Origin of the sequence: Pseudarthrobacter sp. AL07 (assembly GCF_029960665.1) — a bacterium.
In the GTDB taxonomy this organism is placed as follows: domain Bacteria; phylum Actinomycetota; class Actinomycetes; order Actinomycetales; family Micrococcaceae; genus Arthrobacter.
In genome coordinates, this window is the sequence record NZ_JASBRB010000103.1 from 1 (window position 1) to 330 (window position 330).

The 330-nt window shown below is 64.8% G+C and carries 1 protein-coding gene; it reads right to left on the bottom strand.

Going from position 1 to position 330, the window contains the following annotated elements; genetic code table 11:
* A partial coding sequence (locus tag QK290_RS18715; RefSeq protein WP_282332140.1) for a transposase occupies nucleotides 1-259 on the bottom strand: 259 nt, incomplete at its 3' end.
* Nucleotides 260-330 lie beyond the last annotated feature (71 nt).

Here is a 330-nt window from a genome sequence, read left to right on the forward strand (position 1 = left end):
TCGGGGCAGGCGGGACAAAACTGGGCCGGAGCATCTGCCGCTCGGCGACTTTGCATAGCCAGACCGAGTCGAGCACGTCGGTCTTAGGCCGGCCCGGAAGGTGCCTGACGTCCCGGGCGTTGACCAGCCACGGCTCGAGCCCGTGCGCCTCCAGGAGGTAAAACACCGGCTTCCAGTAGTCGGACGTTGCTTCCATCACCACCCGCTCGATGCGGAGGTCCACGAGATGGTTGGCCAGCTCCGCCAACGACCGGCTCATCGTCGAATGTGTGGATACCTCCTGCAACCGCTTCTTCGAGTTCCCCTCCGCGGGGACCCGGACACAACACA